At 72.5% G+C, this 13,842-nt stretch carries 17 protein-coding genes; 7 read left to right on the top strand and 10 right to left on the bottom strand.

Annotated elements, in window-relative coordinates:
* Window positions 1–28 precede the first annotated feature (28 nt).
* Window positions 29–1,432, top strand: coding sequence for a HAMP domain-containing sensor histidine kinase (locus AB0B57_RS14600; RefSeq protein WP_357069124.1), 1,404 nt, complete (start codon window positions 29–31; stop codon window positions 1,430–1,432).
* A gap of 292 nt (window positions 1,433–1,724) precedes the next feature.
* Here the strand turns inward: AB0B57_RS14600 and AB0B57_RS14595 are convergent, their stop codons facing one another.
* Window positions 1,725–2,747 carry an adenosine deaminase gene (locus AB0B57_RS14595; RefSeq protein ID WP_357069122.1) on the bottom strand — a complete coding sequence of 341 codons (1,023 nt, stop codon included), beginning with the start codon at window positions 2,745–2,747 and terminating at the stop codon, window positions 1,725–1,727.
* Window positions 2,744–3,538 carry a trans-aconitate 2-methyltransferase gene (locus tag AB0B57_RS14590; RefSeq protein ID WP_357069120.1) on the bottom strand — a complete coding sequence of 265 codons (795 nt, stop codon included), beginning with the start codon at window positions 3,536–3,538 and terminating at the stop codon, window positions 2,744–2,746. Before AB0B57_RS14590 ends, AB0B57_RS14595 begins: the two co-directional genes overlap by 4 nt.
* A gap of 82 nt (window positions 3,539–3,620) precedes the next feature.
* On the opposite strand from AB0B57_RS14590, the gene AB0B57_RS14585 reads away from it, so the two are divergent.
* Together AB0B57_RS14585 and AB0B57_RS14580 are read left to right on the top strand one after the other, a co-directional pair.
* The gene (locus AB0B57_RS14585; RefSeq protein WP_357069118.1) at window positions 3,621–4,604 is read left to right on the top strand and encodes an aldo/keto reductase; all 984 of its coding nucleotides are present in this window, start codon (window positions 3,621–3,623) and stop codon (window positions 4,602–4,604) included.
* 88 nt (window positions 4,605–4,692) lie between these two features.
* A complete protein-coding gene (locus tag AB0B57_RS14580; protein WP_357069116.1) occupies window positions 4,693–4,887 on the top strand; it encodes a hypothetical protein in 195 nt (64 codons plus the stop codon).
* A gap of 123 nt (window positions 4,888–5,010) precedes the next feature.
* On the opposite strand, the gene AB0B57_RS14575 is transcribed toward AB0B57_RS14580, so the two are convergent.
* From AB0B57_RS14575 to AB0B57_RS14545, 7 genes are all read right to left on the bottom strand, one after another.
* Complete coding sequence (locus AB0B57_RS14575; protein ID WP_030338233.1) at window positions 5,011–5,214, bottom strand: cold-shock protein; 204 nt, start codon at window positions 5,212–5,214, stop codon at window positions 5,011–5,013.
* A gap of 287 nt (window positions 5,215–5,501) precedes the next feature.
* Window positions 5,502–5,774, bottom strand: coding sequence for a DUF4235 domain-containing protein (locus tag AB0B57_RS14570; RefSeq protein WP_357069113.1), 273 nt, complete (start codon window positions 5,772–5,774; stop codon window positions 5,502–5,504).
* Window positions 5,771–6,145: a DUF3618 domain-containing protein gene (locus AB0B57_RS14565; protein WP_357069111.1), complete on the bottom strand. Its 375-nt coding sequence runs from the start codon at window positions 6,143–6,145 to the stop codon at window positions 5,771–5,773. Before AB0B57_RS14565 ends, AB0B57_RS14570 begins: the two co-directional genes overlap by 4 nt.
* A complete protein-coding gene (locus AB0B57_RS14560; RefSeq protein ID WP_357069109.1) occupies window positions 6,142–6,576 on the bottom strand; it encodes a phage holin family protein in 435 nt (144 codons plus the stop codon). The genes AB0B57_RS14565 and AB0B57_RS14560 overlap by 4 nt, the downstream gene beginning before the upstream one ends.
* Before the next feature lie 254 nt (window positions 6,577–6,830).
* A complete protein-coding gene (locus AB0B57_RS14555) occupies window positions 6,831–8,012 on the bottom strand; it encodes a mechanosensitive ion channel family protein (RefSeq protein WP_357069107.1) in 1,182 nt (393 codons plus the stop codon).
* A gap of 83 nt (window positions 8,013–8,095) precedes the next feature.
* Entirely contained in the window at window positions 8,096–8,917 is an 822-nt protein-coding gene (locus AB0B57_RS14550) for a DUF1206 domain-containing protein (RefSeq protein ID WP_357069105.1), read from the bottom strand.
* Window positions 8,918–8,977: 60 nt separating this feature from the next.
* Window positions 8,978–9,343: a hypothetical protein gene (locus AB0B57_RS14545; protein ID WP_357069103.1), complete on the bottom strand. Its 366-nt coding sequence runs from the start codon at window positions 9,341–9,343 to the stop codon at window positions 8,978–8,980.
* A gap of 96 nt (window positions 9,344–9,439) precedes the next feature.
* Here AB0B57_RS14545 and AB0B57_RS14540 point away from each other — a divergent pair, with 96 nt between their 5' ends.
* Window positions 9,440–10,666 (top strand): cysteine desulfurase-like protein, encoded by a 1,227-nt coding sequence (locus AB0B57_RS14540; protein WP_357069101.1) that lies wholly within the window; start codon window positions 9,440–9,442, stop codon window positions 10,664–10,666.
* On the top strand, window positions 10,663–10,950 hold the full coding sequence (locus tag AB0B57_RS14535; RefSeq protein WP_357069099.1) for a GNAT family N-acetyltransferase: 288 nt from the start codon (window positions 10,663–10,665) through the stop codon (window positions 10,948–10,950). The genes AB0B57_RS14540 and AB0B57_RS14535 overlap by 4 nt, the downstream gene beginning before the upstream one ends.
* A gap of 9 nt (window positions 10,951–10,959) precedes the next feature.
* Here AB0B57_RS14535 and AB0B57_RS14530 read toward each other — a convergent pair whose 3' ends face one another.
* Window positions 10,960–12,450, bottom strand: a complete 1,491-nt coding sequence (locus AB0B57_RS14530) for a glycoside hydrolase family 3 N-terminal domain-containing protein (RefSeq protein ID WP_357069097.1) — start codon at window positions 12,448–12,450, stop codon at window positions 10,960–10,962.
* 216 nt (window positions 12,451–12,666) lie between these two features.
* Between AB0B57_RS14530 and AB0B57_RS14525 the strand changes: the two genes are divergently transcribed.
* Window positions 12,667–12,792, top strand: coding sequence for a hypothetical protein (locus AB0B57_RS14525; RefSeq protein WP_255421242.1), 126 nt, complete (start codon window positions 12,667–12,669; stop codon window positions 12,790–12,792).
* Between the two features lie 88 nt (window positions 12,793–12,880).
* The gene (locus tag AB0B57_RS14520; RefSeq protein WP_357069094.1) at window positions 12,881–13,831 is read left to right on the top strand and encodes a TIGR03557 family F420-dependent LLM class oxidoreductase; all 951 of its coding nucleotides are present in this window, start codon (window positions 12,881–12,883) and stop codon (window positions 13,829–13,831) included.
* Window positions 13,832–13,842 lie beyond the last annotated feature (11 nt).

Below are 13,842 nucleotides of genomic sequence, written 5' to 3'. Positions count from 1 at the left end.
GACGGCGCTGGCCCTGCTCACGGCCGGCATGTGCAGCCTCGTCGCGCTCGCGTTCCTGATTCCCCTCGGGCTCAGCCTGCGGGAGCAGAGCCGGGACAAGGCGATCGCCGACGCGGCCCGGCGCAGCGCGCTGGTGACCGGCGCGCTGGCGGTGAGCACCGACCCGGCGGTGGTCGAGCGGGCCGTGGTGGCGAGCGCCGAGGGCGCTCCGACCCGGCCGGTCGTACACGGCCTGGGGCTGGACGAGTCCGCTGGTCAGGCCAGCGGCGCCGACCTGGACCGGGCCCGTGCCGACCGGCGGTCGCTGGTCGTCGACGTGGACGGGGGCGTGGTCCGGCTCGACCCGGTCGTCCTCGGTGACCGCACGGCCGTGGTCGAGGTGTTCCTGCCGGACTCGACGCTGGGCGAGGGTGCCGGCGGCACCTGGCTGCTGCTGTTCGCGGTCGGGGCGGCGATGGCCGGCGCGGCGGTGCTGGTGGTCGACCGGGTCGCCGCCCGCGCGGTGGACTCGACCCGAGGTCTGGTCAAGGCCGCGCTGTCCATCGGCGACGGCGACGTGGGCGTACGGATCGAGCCGACCGGTCCCCGTGAGCTGGCCGAGGCCGGGTACGCCTTCAACCGGATGGCCGACCGGCTGGACGCGGCCCGCACCGACGAGCGGGAGTTGGTGGCCGACCTGTCGCATCGTCTGCGTACCCCGTTGACCGTGTTGCGGTTGGACGCGGAGGCGTTGGAGTCCGACGACACGAGCGTGGGTTCGTTCAGCCCGGCGGAGCTGGACCGGCTTCGCGGCATCCGGCGAATCCGACAGGCGATCGTCACCCTGGAGGGTGAGATCGACGTGTTGATCAAGACGACCCGCAAGTCGGTGGCGCACGAGGCCGGGCCGGCGATGTGCGACGTCAGCGAGGTGGTCCGGGATCGGATGGTGTTCTGGGCGGCCCTCGCCGGCGACCAGAACCGGCCGCACCGGGTCAACGGCGCGCAACTGCGCATCCCCGCGCCGGTGCCCCGGGCCGAGCTGGCCGCCGCGCTGGACGCGGTGATCGGCAACGTCTTCCGCTACACCCCGCAGGGCACCGCGTTCGAGGTGGCGGTGTCCCGGCGCGACGGTTACGTGGCGATCCGGATCGACGACGCCGGTCCCGGCATCGCCAACCCGGACCGGGCGCTGCGCCGGGGCGCCAGCGACCAGGGCTCGACAGGGCTCGGCCTGGACATCGCCAAGCGGGTGGCGTTGCAGGCCAACGGGTCGGTGAGCATCGACCGCGCCCGGCTGGGCGGGGCCAGCGTGGTGATGTTGCTCGCCGATCCGGAGGCGACGCCGCGGCAGGTCAGCCGATTCGGTCTGGTCGGGCGGATGGCCCGCGACGCCCGGGACACGAAGGCCGCCGGCCGTCGGTGGCCGCGCCAGCGTCCCACCGACGACTGACCGGGTTGTGGGCCGTCGCAAGTCTTCCTTAGATCGCGGTTAACGATCGGGCTGGACCGGTCGCCGACTGACAGGATCAGAGCAGGAACCCACCAGTTTCACCGGCCGAGCGGACACGCGCCCACGGCAGGTGAAGCCGCGCGCGCGGCGGGAGTCACAGGTCCCCCCACACCCACGCTCCCGCCGCGCGCCCTGCTCCCCACGCGATCGCACCGCGCCGGGCCCGACGGGCTACCGCCGTCGCCGGGCCCGACGGGCTCAGCCGGCGCCGGGCCCGACGGGCTCAGCCGGCTCAGCCGGCGGCGGCGAGGTACGCGTCGATCTCGGCCGCGATCCGCTGCTTGCCGGCCGGGTCGAGGAAGGACACGGCCACCGCGTTGCGGGCCAGCCCGGCCAGCCCTTCGGCGCCGACGCCGAGCAGGCGGGCCGCCACCGCGTACTCGTCGTTGAGGGTCGTGCCGAACATCGGCGGGTCGTCGGAGTTGATGGTGACCAGGAGCCCGGCCTCGACCAGCCGGGGCAGCGGGTGCTCGTCGAGGGTGGCCACCGCCCGCGTCCGGATGTTCGACGTCGGGCAGATCTCCATGCCGATCTGCCGCTCGGCCAGGTACCTGAGCAGCTCCGGGTCCTGGGCGGCGGAGATGCCGTGCCCGATGCGCTCGGCGCCCAGCTCGTTGAGCGCGTCCCAGATCGTCTGCGGCCCGGTGGTCTCCCCCGCGTGCGGCACCGAGTGCAGCCCGGCGGCGCGGGCCTGGTCGAAGTAGGGCCGGAACTGCGGCCGGGGTACGCCGATCTCCGGGCCACCCAGACCGAAGCTGACCAGCCCCTCCGGGCGCTCCTCCAGCGCGATGCGCAGCGTCTCCTCCGCCGCGGGCAGGCCCGCCTCGCCGGGGATGTCGAAGCACCACCGCAGGTCGAGGCCGAAGTCGGCCAGGGCGCGCTTGCGGGCGTCCTCGATCGCCTCGCAGAACGCCGGCGCGGGGATGCCCCGACGCACGTGCGAGTACGGGGTGATGGTCAGCTCCGCGTACCGGACCTGCTGGCGGGCCAACTCCCGGGCCACCTCGTGGGTGAGGAGCCAGACGTCCTCCGGGTCGCGGATGAGGTCCACCACGCTGAGGTACACCTCGACGAAGTGCGCGAAGTCGCGGAACTCGAAGTAGCTGGCGAGCGCCTGCGGGTCGGCCGGCACGGGGGTGCGGCCCTCGTGGCGGGCGGCCAGCTCGGCGACGATCCGGGGCGAGGCGGAGCCGACGTGGTGCACGTGCAGCTCCACCTTCGGCAGGCCGGCGATGAAGGCGGGCAGGTCGGTCACGGGCTCTCCTCTGCACGGTCGCCGGTGCGGGCGACGACGAAGACACGGCGGAACGGGAAGTACACCTGACCCTGCCGCACGGGGTAGGCGGCGCTGAGGCGTACCCCCAGCTCGGCCCGGAAGGCCGACCAGCCGGCGTCGTCCAGCGCGGCCCGGACCGGGCGCAGCGCCGTGCCCTCCATCCAGGCCAGCACCGGGTGCTCCCCGGCGGGGCGGGCGGGCAGCAGGTGCACGTAGGTAGTCTCCCAGGCGTCCACCGCGCAGCCGGCGGCGGCCAGCAGCGCCGCGTAGTCGGCCGGGTCGTCGACCGGGTCGGCGCGCAGCAGCGGGGCGACGTCGGCCCGCCAGGTCGGCTGGTCGGCGACCGCCCGCAACGCGCGGTGCGATGCGGCGGCGAAGTTGCCGGGGACCTGCATGGCGAGCCACGCCCCGGCGGGCAGCTGGGCGGCCCAGCGGCGCAGCAGCTCCTGGTGCCCGGGCACCCACTGGAGTGCGGCGTTGCTGACCACCACGTCCTCGTCGCCGGTCGGTTGCCAGTCGCGCAGGTCGGCGACGGCGAAGTCGACGGGAGCGCCGAGGGCGGCGGCCTGGTCGATCATCTCGGGCGAGGAGTCGAGGCCGCGCACCCGGCTCGTCGGCCAGCGCTCGGCGAGGGTGGCGGTGAGCTGGCCGGGGCCGCAGCCGAGGTCGACCACCGCCCGGGGGTGCTCGGCCGGGATCCGCGCGACCAGGTCGTGAAACGGCCGGGATCGTTGGTCGCCGTAGCGCAGGTAGGTCGTCGGGTCCCACATCACTGCCTCCCAAACCGTACGTCCGTCTTGCAACGGTACGGCTCGCCTGGCAGCGGGGCAACCCGATCACTAGGCTCGGGGCATGGAACAGCGCAGCTTCAACCGGCTCGGCCGGACCGTCGGGGCAGTCGGCCTGGGCGCCTGGCAACTCGGTGCGGACTGGGGCACCGTCAGCGAGGACGACGCGATGGCGGTGCTCACCGCCGCCGTGGACTCCGGGGTCACCTTCCTCGACACCGCCGACGTGTACGGCGACGGTCGCAGCGAGCAGCTGATCGGCCGCTTCCTGCGGTCCCGGCCGGACGCCGGGTTGACCGTCGCCACCAAGATGGGTCGCCGCGTCGAGCAGCGGCCAGAGGCGTACACCCTGGACAACTTCCGGCAGTGGACCGACCGGTCCCGGGCCAACCTCGGCATGGACACCCTGGACCTGGTCCAGCTGCACTGCCCGCCCACCGAGGTCTTCTCCTCCGACGAGGTCTTCGACGGCCTGGACACCCTCGTCGCCGAGAAGGCCATCGCCGGGTACGGGGTCAGCGTCGAGACCTGCGACCAGGCCCTCACCGCCATCGCCAGACCGGGGGTGGCCAGCGTGCAGATCATCCTCAACGCGGTCCGGCACAAGCCGCTCGAGCGTGTCCTGCCGGCGGCCGCGGCGGCCGGGGTGGGCATCATCGCCCGGGTGCCACTGGCCAGTGGCCTGCTCTCCGGCCGCTACGACGAGCACACCGAGTTCCCCGCCGACGACCACCGCAACTACAACCGGCACGGCGCGGCCTTCGACGTCGGGGAGACGTTCTCCGGAGTCGACTACGAGCGGGGCCTGGCCGCCGTACGCCGGCTGGCCCCGCTCGTCGACGCGGACCGCACGATGGCGCAGTTCGCACTGCGCTGGGTGCTGGACCAGGCGGGCGTCACAGTCGTCATCCCCGGGGCCCGCGACGCCGACCAGGCCCGGCGCAACGCCGCGACGGCGGCCCTCTCGCCGCTCACCGACGGCCAGTTGACCGCCGTAGGCGAGATCTACGACGAGCTGATCCGCCCGCAGGTGCACGACCGGTGGTGACTCGCGCACCCGGTGTGCTCGCGTCGCGCCGCCCGGCCGGCGATGCTGGAGGGCGGCGTGCCGCACCCGGCGGCGGAGAGGGGACGCGATGAGGGGCTGGCTTGCGCTCACGCTCGGCCTGTTGGCCGTCGTGATCGGTGCGGTGTGGACGGTGCAGGGCCTCGGCTACGTCAGCGGCAGCGTCATGACCGACGAGAAGATCTGGGCGGTGCTCGGCCCGCTCGTGGCGCTGGCCGGGCTGGTCGTGCTCTGGTTCGGCCTGCGCTCACGCCGCCGCAACTGACCCGCCGGTCCACACTGGCGCCCGACCCCGCCATGAGCGAAGCCCCGCATCCCGGACGGGATACGGGGCTTCGCATCGACCCTGGCCGGGTCATCCCACTGGCCGGCGAGCCGGCCGTCTCACTCAGATGGGACGGACCTGCTCGGCCTGCGGGCCCTTCTGACCCTGTGCAATCTCGAACTCCACCCGCTGGTTCTCCTCCAGCGAGCGGTAGCCGCTGGTCTGGATGGCCGAGAAGTGGACGAACACGTCAGCACCCCCACCATCGACGGTGATGAAGCCGAAGCCCTTGTCAGCGTTGAACCACTTCACGGTTCCCTGAGCCATGTGTATCTCCTTCTAACAACTGGTGGCCGTGCACGCCGTGCGGCCAATTGGCCGTTTTCGAGCAGCGGCGTCTGAGGCGGCCCCACGAAGGAGACTTCTCTCAACCCACGCCATCTCGCAACAGCGTGGACCAGCAAATCACGTACGCAAAAAGTCTGTCACGACCCCTGGAACGAATTTCTCCGACATGTGACCTGACGGATGCCTGAGATCCGCTGGGCGGCGTCCGATGTCATGCGAAAGCCCCCTTCCCATCGATGCGGGGAGGGGGCTGAAGTCGCCGGCGATCAGTCTGGCCAACTGCCGGTCATCCGTCGGACGCCGACCGCGCCACCGCGGTCCACAGCAGCCCGGACCACGGCGAAGATGGCGCCCTGCAACGCCGCGGCGGCCAGCACCTCACCCCAGCCGCGATCCTCGTCCGTCGCGCTGGGCGCCTCACCGTCGCCCGCGGTGACCTTCCAGACCTGCCGGAAGATCGCACCCGCCACCGTGCCCGCGGCGATACCCAACAACACGCCGACCGGCCGGTACGCGACCCTACCGATGCTCTTGCTCACCTACGCCTCCCCCGCACGATCATCAGCACCACCACGGTGGCCACCGCACCGGCCGCGATGGCCGCCCACGGCACCGGGTTGCGGCGCACCAACCCACCCTTGTCATACGCCTGCGCGCGTACCAACCCACCCTTTTCGTAGGCCTGTGCCCGCGCCATCCCGACGCCCCGCACGGCCTGCCCGCGAACCCGGGCCACGGTCTGCGCCGCCTGCTCGCGCATCCGCTCCTTGGCCTGCTCGGCGGACTCCTTCAGGCGGGCCTTGACGTCGGCCTTGGCGGCCAACGCCTCCATCGTCTCGCCCAACTCGACCCGGGTGCGGCGGATCTCCTCGCGGAGGGCCTCCGTGTCGCCGGTCCCGTTGCCGGTCATTGCCGCCCCCTGTCCTTCACCGCGGCGGTGACGGTGTCCACGTCGGCCCGGAGGCTGCGGACCGTGGCCGCCGGCACCGGCGGGACGGCCCGACTGACCTGCTTCTTGCCCACCAGGGCGAGAACGCCGGCCACCAGGAAACAGGCCACCGCCACGATCAGCGCGGCGGCCCAGGCGGGCAGCACCAGGTCGAGCAGCAGGATCGCCGTGGCGACCAGGGCACCCAGGCCGAAGAACGCCAGCGCGCCGCCGCCGCCGAACAGGCCGATCCCGATGCCCGCGTGCTTGCCCTTCTGGGTCAACTCCGCCCGGGCCAGCGCCAGTTCGTCCCGAATGAGACGGGAGACCTGCTCGGTGGCCCGCTGCACCAACTCGGCGGTGGAGGGCTCGCTCCCGTTGTGGGATGTGCGGGCGTTCGCCACGTCAGCCATGCTGTCCTCCTTTCCCTATCACCGCGCTGTATGCCCGGAGTTGCCGCTCGTCAATCCTAAAACGCGGCGAGCGGCCCACCGTTCCCGTTGTCCGACGCCGCGCCGAAGGTTCGGCTTCCGGGCGATCACGCCAGAGAAGTCCGGCAGCACATCCCCCACCCAAGCCCAAACAAACCTCCCAACCCACCCCACCGAGCTGCTGATCATGAGGTTATTGCCCCGACACGCCGGGTGGGATGGCAATAACCTCATGATCAACGCTCTTCGGGGCCTACGAAGGCTTCGCTGCGGGCGTCGCCGTCGTCGCTGCCGCCGAAGACGCGGGCGTCGTCGGGCGCCTCGGTGTCGGACAGGCGGCGCGGCGGGCGGCGCGGCTGCACCCACTGCCAGGGCAGGTTGCTGTTGGCGTCGCCCAGCTCGGTACGCAGCCGGGGCATCACCGTCGGGCGGTTGTCCCGGATCCAGGCCACCAGGTGCTCGCGGACGAGGCAACGCAGGTCCCACAGACTGCCCGCGTCGGCGGCGCTGACCAGGGCACGCAGCCGCACCATCCCGCCGGTGGCGTCGGTGACCTGCAGGACGCAGACCCGCCCGTCCCACAGCTCGGTGCCCTCGACCAGGCGGCGCAGCTCCTCCCGCATGGTCTGCACCGGCACCGACCAGTCCACGTCGAACTCGGCGGTGCCGAGCACCGCCGACTCGGTCCGGGTCCAGTTCTGGAACGGCTTGCTGGTGAAGTACGAGGTGGGCAGGATCAACCGCCGGTCGTCCCAGATCTGCACCACGACGTAGCTGAGGGTCAGCTCCTCGATCCGACCCCACTCCCCCTCGACGACGACCACGTCGTCGAGCCGGACGGCGTCGCTGAAGGCGAGCTGAAGGCCGGCGAAGACGTTGCCGAGCAGACTCTGCGCGGCGAGCGCGGCCACCACACCGACCACACCGGCCGAGGTCAGCACACCGGCGCCGATGCCCCGCACGCTCGGGAAGGTCATCAGCATCACGCCGACGGTCAGGATGACGATCACCGCGATGGTCAGGCGACGCAGCATCACCACCTGGGTCCGGACCCGCCGGGCGTGCCGGTTGTCGGGCACGTCGACCCGGAACCGGGCCAGCGCGGTGTCCTCGACGACGACCAGCAGGGCGGCGACCAGCCAGGCGGTGGTGGCGATGACGGCCAGGATGAGCAGGTGCAGGAGCTGCCGGCGCCAGGTCTCGCCAACCGCGTACCCGGTGCTGAACCGGACGGCGAACTGCACGGCCAGGACCGTCCCGGCCACCTGGAACGGGCGGTGCGCGTGGTCGGTCAACTCGGTCAACAGCTGGGATCGGCGGCCGAACCGCCGGGTCAACCGGTGGACGACCTCGACCAGGAACAGGGCGACCGCCGCCGCGACCAGCGCGGCGACGGCCGTTTCGAGATAACTCTGCACGGTTTCGGTGCTTCCCTTCGACAGAGCGTCGGGCACTTCGGGCAAAAGCCCAAGAGTGCCCGACGTTCCTGGAATCGACCAGCTCAGACCTTGCGGTACCGGGACTGGAGGAAGCAGTAGACACCGAAGGCGGCGATGCCCAGGGCGACCAGGGTCAGCAGGAACACGCCGTACGACTGCTCGCGCAGCGCGTGCAGCGCGGCGTCCAGACCACGGGCCTTCTCCGGGTCGTAGTTCACCGCCGCCACGATGACCAGCAGACCGGCGATGCCGTACGCGACGCCCTTGGCGATGTAACCGGCCATGCCCAGCCGGCGGGCCAGCGTCCGGGTCTTGGCGCTCATCTCGCCGGTCTTCAGGTGCTTCTCGAACCGCTTGACGGCCCCGTAGATGACCAGGCCGACACCGATCGCGGCGAGCACCAGCCCGGCCAGGCCGACCAGCCAGCGGCCGCCGCTGGAGGTCATCAGTTTGCCGGTCAGGGCCTCCTGCTGGTCGGCGCTGTTCGAGCCGACATCCTTGAAGACCTTGAAGGCGGTCCAGGCGAAGTAGAGGTAGACGATGGTCCGGCCGGCCGAGGCGAGTCGCTCGATGACCCGTTCCCTGCCGCGCTCGGCGCGGTGCCCGACCGCCGCCTCCAGCGCCTGCCAGATCGCCATGGCGAGCAGGCCGACCGCGACGGCGATGACCAGGAACTTACCCAGGGGCTGTGCGGAGAGGGTACGCAGCGCGCCGGACTGGTCGCCGTCGTCGGACGACGTGCCGAACGCGATCTGCAACGCCAACCAGGCGAAGAGGAGGTGGACGATGCCGTAGCCGATGAAGCCGGCCCGGGCGAGAACTTCCAGCCACCGGCTGTCCGCCGTTCGGGAGGCGGTGGCTTCGGCGCTACGGGTAAGTGACATGCCGCCACAATCTCCGATTCTGGAGATCCCCAAACGTCTACCCGCCACCGCCCGCCCAGGTCAACTGCCCGGGTTGCGCGCCACGCGGATCTTGACCTGCTGGTCGGTGACGCTGTCCAGGGTGACGGCGAAGCCTCCAGCCTCGGCGGCCTGCTGCCCGGTGGTGAGGGTGAGCTGCTCACCGGCGACCTCGACGGTCACCTGGTCGCCCTCGGCGCCGACCAGCTTGGCCTCGACGCCCAGGATGGTGGCGCTCGCGTCGACACCCCGCTCGAAGGTGACGGTGCAGGCGTCCAGACCGCAGTCGGTGGAGGCGCCCTGCGAGCTGCAACCGGCGAGCACGGCGAGGCCGAGCGCCAGACCGGCGAACAGACCGGCGGCGCGGCGGGCGGGGGGCAGGGAGATGGTGGCGGGTCGGTTCGTCACCCCGCCAAGAGTACGAGACGTCCGCGACGCCCTCACCCGATGGTGATCCACCGCCGGCTGACCAGGGCACCAGGAGCACCGGCTAGGGTCCGGGACATGCCCTTCGACATCGCCCGCACCCGGGCCGCCTACCCCGCCCTGACCGAGGGTTTCGTGCACTTCGACGGGGCCGGTGGCACCCAGACCGCCGCCGGCGTGATCGACGCGGTCACCGACGCCATGCGGACGGCGGTCGGCAACCGCAGCGCCGCCAACGTGCCGGGTCGCCGGTCGTTGGAGCTGGTGGCCGAGGCCCGCGCGGCGGTGGCCGACCTGCTCGGCGCCGACCCGGCCGGGGTGGTGCTGGGCCCGAGTGCCACCGCGCTGACGTACACCCTGGCCCGCACGCTCGGCGCGACCTGGCGCCCGGGTGACGAGGTGGTGGTGTCCCGGCTCGACCACGACGCGAACGTCCGTCCGTGGGTGCAGGCCGCCGAGGCGGCCGGCGCGACCGTGCGCTGGGCCGAGGTCGACCGGCAGACCGGCGAGCTGCCCGCGGCCCAGTACACCGACCTGGTCGGTGAGCGCACCCGGCTCGTCGCGGTGACCGCCGGCAGCAACGCCATCGGCACCATGCCGGACGTGCCGGCGATCGCCAAGATCGCCCACGCGGTCGGCGCGCTGGTCTGCGTCGACGGGGTGCACTCGGTCCCGCACGGGCCGACCGACCTGAGCGCGCTCGGTGCCGACGTGCTGGTCACCAGCGCGTACAAGTGGTCCGGGCCGCACCTGGCGGCGATGGTGGCCGACCCGGCCCGCTGGGCGGCGCTGCGCCCGGCGAAGCTGGTGCCGTCCTCCGACGCGGTGCCGGACCGGTTCGAGTACGGCACGCCGAGCTTCCCGCTCCTGGCCGGTGTGACCGCGGCGGTGGACCACCTGGCGGGCCTGGACCCGGACGCGGTCGGCGACCGGCGTACGCGGCTGCGGGCCGGGCTGGCCGCCGCCCAGGCGCACGAGGAGGCGCTGCTGGATCGGCTGCTCGCCGGGCTGGTACGGCGGCCGGCGATCACCGTGTACGGCTCGCCGGCCCGGCGCTGCCCGACTGTCTCGTTCCGGGTCGCCGGGATGTCGCCGGCGGCCACCCAGGAGGCGTTGGGCGCCGCCGGGTTCTGCCTGTCCGTCGGCGACTACTACGCCTACGAGTACTTCCAGCTGATGGGTCTGCGCGACAGCGGCGGCGCGGTGCGGGCCAGCATCTACCACTACAACACCACCGACGAGGTGGACCGCTTGCTCACCGAACTGGACGCGCTGGTCGACGGCGCGGGGAGAATGGCCGGATGAGCACCCTGGTCGAGGACAACCCGGCGAAGCACCGCTTCGAGATCCTGGTGGACGACGCGCTGGCCGGCTTCACCGCGTACCTGATGCGGGGGGAGGTCCTGGTCTTCACGCACACGGAGGTGGACCGGGGCTTCCAGGGCAAGGGGGTGGGCGGGGCGTTGATCCGGGGCACCCTGGACCAGGTCCGGGCACGCGGCACCACAGTGGTGCCGCAGTGCCCCTTCATGGCCGCGTTCATCGAGAAGCACCCGGAGTACGCCGACCTGGTGGCCGACCTTCCGTAGGCGGGCCGGTCAGCGGGCGCCGGTCAGCACCTCGGCGGCGGCCCGTCCACTGGCCCGGGTGGCGCCGTGGGTGGCCAGGTGCACCGCTCCGGTGACCACCTCGGGCACGCCCAGCTCGACCACCACCGCGTCCGGTCGGGCGGCCAACGCGCGCCGCACGGCGTCGCGCATCCAGTCGTGCCGGTGCAGGTCCCGGACCACCAGCACCAGGGGACGCTCGCCCGCCCCGGCGCCCGGGTCGGCCGGCACGTCGGGTTCGGCGTAGCGGACGGTGCTCGTGCCGGGCAGCAGCTCGCCCAGCGGCGCGCCGATGCCCCACGGGGTCTCCGCGCCGATGGCGATGTTGCGCAGCGGCTCGAACTCGACGACGTACGCCGCCCGGGTCAACGGCAACGCGACCGTCGCGGCCCGGTCGGCGGTGACCCGGACGGCCCGACGGGCGGCGACCAGCCCGACGTCGGCGGCGTCGCGGGCTCCGACCGAACCGGCCGTGCGGGCGGCCACCGTCCAGGCGGCGAGTTGACCGACGCGCTTGGCGGCCTCGGCGAGGCGTTCCTCGGGCAGTTCCCCGGAGACGACGGCGGCCACGATGGCGTCGCGCAGCTCCAGGGCCGACTGCTCGTCGGCCCGTTCGCCGCCGATGCAGATGGCGTCGGCACCGGCGGCGAGGGCGCGGACCGTCGCACCGGCGAAGCCGTACCGGTCGGCGACCGCGCGCATCTCCACCGCGTCGGTCACCACCACCCCGGAGAAGCCCATCTCGTCGCGGAGCAGCCCACCCAGGATGCGCTGACTCAGCGTGGCCGGCAGGTGCGGGTCGAGCGCGGGCACCAGCAGGTGGCCGGTCATCACCGCCTGCACCCCGGCCGCGACGGCGGCCCGGAACGGGACCAGCTCGCAGGTGTCCAGCCGGTCCCGGTCGGCGGTGATCCGGGGCAGGTCGAGGTGGGAGTCGACGCGGGTGTCGCCGTGCCCGGGGAAGTGCTTGGCGCAGGCCGCCACGCCACCGGCCTGGAGGCCGCGAATCCAGGCGGCGGTGTGCCGGGCGACCAGCGCCGGGTCGGCGCCGAACGAGCGGACGCCGATCACCGGGTTCGCCGGATTGGAGTTGACGTCGGCGTCCGGTGCGTAGTTGAGGGTGACCCCCGCCGCGGCCAGCTCGACGCCGAGGTCCCGGGCGACCGCCTCGGTCAGCTCGGGGTCGTCGACCACGCCGAGGGCGAAGTTGCCGGGCCGGGAGCTGCCGTGGACCGACTCCAGTCGGGTGACGTCGCCGGCCTCCTCGTCGATCGCCACGATGACGTCCGGGCGTTCGGCGCGCAGTGTCGCGGTCAGAGCGGCCACCTGCTCGGGGTCGACGACGTTGCGGGCGAAGAGCACCACCGAGCCGAGGCCCGCACCGAGCCAGCGGCACACCCACGGTGGCGGGGTGGTGCCGACGAACCCGGGCTGGAGGACGGCGGCGGCGAGGGCCGGAAGGTGCCCGGTGGGTGTGCTCACGCCACCCCCTCCTGGCACTCGGCCTTGATCACCGGCGTCGGTGCACCCCCGTCGACCCGCTGGTTGCGCTCGCTCATGCGGCCCCCGTACCCCATCTCTCGCGCGCCCTCGGCGCACCGCCACCGGCAGGCGGTCATGCCATGGTCACACCGAGCGATTCAATAGTCAATAAACCTTACAGTTGCCCGACGGCCCGCTCGGCGGGAGAGTGCGGGGATGGACCCCGCCCTGCTGGCCGACGCGACGAGCCCGGCCGACATCCCCGGTGTACGCCTGCTCGGCCTGGTGGTCGGCGCCCTGCTGCTGCTCGCCGCGATCCGGGCGATGTTCGGTCGACGCTGAGCGCTTTCGGCTCTTCGAGCCGGGTGTGACCGACCCCGACCGGGGTACGGCTTTCCCATCAGCAGGTCCGCGCGCCGAAGGGAAAGCGATGAAGATCGGATACTTTCTGTCCAGTGAGGAGTTCACACCGGCCGAGCTGCTGGAACAGGCACGTGGTGCCGAACGGGCCGGCTTCGAGGCGCTGTGGATCTCCGACCACTACCACCCCTGGGTGGACGCACAGGGCCAGAGCCCCTTCGTCTGGTCGATGATCGGCGCGCTCAGCCAGGTCTGTTCGCTGCCGGTGACCACCGCGGTGACCTGCCCGACTGTGCGGATCCACCCGGCCGTGATCGCCCAGGCGGCGGCCACCAGCGCGGTGCTGCACGGCGGGCGTTTCGTGCTCGGCGTCGGCACCGGCGAGGCCCTCAACGAGCACATCTTCGGCGATGCCTGGCCGCAGGCCGACGTCCGGCTGGAGATGCTGGAGGAGGCCGTCGAGGTGCTGCGCGAGCTGTGGGGCGGCGGCTTCGTCAACCACCGCGGCAAGCACTACACCGTGGAGAACGCCCGGATCTACACGCTGCCCGACACGCCACCGTCGATCTACGTCTCCGGCTTCGGCCCGAAGGCCATCGACCTGGCCGCCCGGATCGGCGACGGCTACGTGAGCACCATGCCCGACGGCGACATGGTCCGGCGCTTCCGCGAGAACGGCGGCGGCGACAAGCCGTGCCAGGCCGGGTTCAAGGCGGCGTACGCCGACAGCGAGGACGAGGGCGTGCGCATCGCGTACGAGCGCTGGCCCAACGCCGGGGTGCCGGGCGAGTTGTCCCAGGTGCTCCCCTCACCGCGACACTTCGAGCAGGCCGCCGAGCTGGTCGAGCCGGAGATGGTGCAGAAGGCGTTCGTCTGCGGCAACAGCGTCGACGCCCACCTGGAGATGATCGACAAGTACGCCAAGGCCGGCTTCGACGAGGTCTACGTCGCCAACACCGGCCCGCACTACCAGGGCCTCTTCGACCTCTACCAGCGCGAGGTCCTGCCCAGGCTGCGCTGACCCGCGGATCA

The organism is Micromonospora sp. NPDC049101 (assembly GCF_040648675.1).
Classification (GTDB): Bacteria; Actinomycetota; Actinomycetes; order Mycobacteriales; family Micromonosporaceae; genus Micromonospora.
This window is presented reverse-complemented; position numbering and strand designations above follow the sequence as displayed.

Bases quoted from the DNA above. Each gene is read 5' to 3' on its own strand.
- AB0B57_RS14600 (WP_357069124.1), top strand. From the start codon at position 29: ATGTGCAGCCTCGTCGCGCTCGCGTTCCTGATTCCCCTCGGGCTCAGC.
- AB0B57_RS14590 (WP_357069120.1), bottom strand. From the start codon at position 3,538: ATGTGGGACCCGACGACCTACCTGCGCTACGGCGACCAACGATCCCGG.
- AB0B57_RS14585 (WP_357069118.1), top strand. From the start codon at position 3,621: ATGGAACAGCGCAGCTTCAACCGGCTCGGCCGGACCGTCGGGGCAGTC.
- AB0B57_RS14580 (WP_357069116.1), top strand. From the start codon at position 4,693: ATGAGGGGCTGGCTTGCGCTCACGCTCGGCCTGTTGGCCGTCGTGATC.
- AB0B57_RS14575 (WP_030338233.1), bottom strand. From the start codon at position 5,214: ATGGCTCAGGGAACCGTGAAGTGGTTCAACGCTGACAAGGGCTTCGGC.
- AB0B57_RS14565 (WP_357069111.1), bottom strand. From the start codon at position 6,145: ATGACCGGCAACGGGACCGGCGACACGGAGGCCCTCCGCGAGGAGATC.
- AB0B57_RS14560 (WP_357069109.1), bottom strand. From the start codon at position 6,576: ATGGCTGACGTGGCGAACGCCCGCACATCCCACAACGGGAGCGAGCCC.
- AB0B57_RS14550 (WP_357069105.1), bottom strand. From the start codon at position 8,917: ATGTCACTTACCCGTAGCGCCGAAGCCACCGCCTCCCGAACGGCGGAC.
- AB0B57_RS14540 (WP_357069101.1), top strand. From the start codon at position 9,440: ATGCCCTTCGACATCGCCCGCACCCGGGCCGCCTACCCCGCCCTGACC.
- AB0B57_RS14535 (WP_357069099.1), top strand. From the start codon at position 10,663: ATGAGCACCCTGGTCGAGGACAACCCGGCGAAGCACCGCTTCGAGATC.
- AB0B57_RS14525 (WP_255421242.1), top strand. From the start codon at position 12,667: ATGGACCCCGCCCTGCTGGCCGACGCGACGAGCCCGGCCGACATCCCC.
- AB0B57_RS14520 (WP_357069094.1), top strand. From the start codon at position 12,881: ATGAAGATCGGATACTTTCTGTCCAGTGAGGAGTTCACACCGGCCGAG.